This window comes from Pseudomonas sp. P5_A12 (assembly GCF_056400685.1).
On sequence record NZ_JBFUKU010000531.1, the window covers coordinates 1 to 1,882 of the forward strand.

The following is a 1,882-nucleotide window of genomic DNA, read 5'->3' on the forward strand; positions in this document are numbered from 1 at the left end:
GTCCATTTAGGGGCGTCAACGAGCGGCGATACACTTTATATTGATATAGGCTCTCAAACACTACCAAGTGGTGCGCAGTTCTGGATTCCGTTAAAGGTATGGAGGGGGCGCGCGCGGGGAAACAATCAAAGTTATGATCCGCAGTTTGTTTTTGATGGCGATATAAATGACACAGAGGCGGTTCAGAAGTGGGTTCTTAATAATTTATGATCCGATCAGCGCAATTCCTCAGGCGCAACGATAACCTTCCACACGAACTGATCACCGCCATCGAGCAGGTGTACAAACCAGCAGGCATGACATTGTCGCAGGCAGTTCAACGCGAGCCGGAGAGTAGCGAGTACGAAGCCTGCCGTCTTGCCCTCGATGGCCATGTGGTGGTCTTCCGCGTGGCGAAAACCACGCCGACCAAGATTGGCCAGTTCGTCACGCTATGGAAGCGACCGACGTCGGTCAGCGAGATTGCACCATTCGACACCGGCGATGGCATTGCCTTTGTGGTGGTGAGTGTTGCTGATGGCACGCACCGCGGGCAGTTCGTGTTCGATCAGAAGATACTGGCTGCCAAAGGGGTCATGTCGATTGACGGTGACGGTGGAAAGCGCGCAATTCGCGTCTATCCGCCCTGGGTCAGACCTGTCGCAAAACAGGCGATCAGGACGCAGCAATGGCAGCTGAAGTATTTCCTCGCGCTTGAACAAAACGGCAGCGCTGACGCGGTTGAGGTGCGCCGGCTTTTCGGGAAATAGCTACCTGACCCTGTGGGAGCAAGCTCGCTCCCACATTGGATCTGCGTTATTTCACTGCCAGCTGCGCCACCAAAAACTCAATAAACGTCCGGGTCTTCTGCGGAACCCGCCGTGCCGAAGGGTACACCGCGTTAATGGTGATCGCGGGCGCCTGCCATTCACACATCACTGGCACCAGGCGGCCTGCCGCCAGCGCATCCTCGACAATGAAGTCAGGCAGCAACGCAATACCCATCCCGGCTTCGGCGGCCTGAGCAAGCAAGTCGCCGTTGTTGGCGTGCAACGGGCCGGTCACGTTGACCCGCTGGGTTTCCTGGCCATTGCACAACTGCAGGCTGACACCGCTTTGCAGGTATCCGTAATTAAGGCACTGATGCGTGCGCAAGTCTTGCGGGGTCTGCGGCATGCCGGCACGCGCCAGATAGGCAGGGGATGCCACCAGGATTCGCGGGGCCGGCGCCAGTTGCCGGGCAATCATCGTCGAATCCGGCAGGCTGGCGATGCGGATGGTCACGTCGAAACCCCCGCGCACCGGATCCACCTGCTGGTCGCTGAGCACCAGTTGCAACTCGATGTTCGGGTGCTGCTCATGAAACAGCGGGATCAGTGGCCCCAGTCGGCGCAAGCCAAAGGACATCGGCGCATTGACCCGCAACACCCCGCGCAACTCCCCGATGCCGTTACGCGCGCGTTGTTCGGCTTCGTCCAGCGACGCCAATACTTCGCGCGCCGCGTCGAAATATTCGGCGCCAGCCACTGTCAGGTGCAGGCTGCGGGTGGTGCGGTGCAGCAATTGAACGCCGATGGCGTCTTCCAGCGCCTGAATCTGTTTGCTGACTTTTGATCGCGGCACATCCATTGCCCGTGCAGCGGCGGCGAAGCCGTTCTCGCCGACCGTGACGACAAAAGCGCGCATGCATTCGATGCGGTCCATGATTGTCCCTGTTTTGGAATCAATGATTCTCGATTTTATGGAATTGTCCCTTTTTGTGCCAGCCCCTAAAGTGACATCCAAGCCGACGACAACCCCGCTGAAGGCAACGTCGACTCACCCATTACTCACTTTGAAAATCGACATCAAAAGGAACGCGCCATGTCTATCCGTGAACTGCTCAACCCAACCAACTCCGCCC

The 1,882-nt window shown here is 57.9% G+C and carries 2 protein-coding genes and 1 pseudogene; 2 read left to right on the forward strand and 1 reads right to left on the reverse strand.

Going from position 1 to position 1,882, the window contains the following annotated elements; all coding sequences use genetic code 11:
* Both AC1DSG_RS30785 and AC1DSG_RS30790 read left to right on the forward strand, forming a co-directional pair.
* Positions 1–210, forward strand: a pseudogene (locus AC1DSG_RS30785) (S41 family peptidase); the annotation flags it as partial.
* The gene (locus AC1DSG_RS30790) at positions 207–749 is read left to right on the forward strand and encodes a MepB family protein (protein ID WP_477794237.1); all 543 of its coding nucleotides are present in this window, start codon (positions 207–209) and stop codon (positions 747–749) included. The pseudogene AC1DSG_RS30785 and the gene AC1DSG_RS30790, both read left to right, overlap by 4 nt.
* Before the next feature lie 46 nt (positions 750–795).
* Here AC1DSG_RS30790 and AC1DSG_RS30795 read toward each other — a convergent pair whose 3' ends face one another.
* A complete protein-coding gene (locus tag AC1DSG_RS30795) occupies positions 796–1,683 on the reverse strand; it encodes a LysR family transcriptional regulator (RefSeq protein ID WP_477794238.1) in 888 nt (295 codons plus the stop codon).
* Positions 1,684–1,882 lie beyond the last annotated feature (199 nt).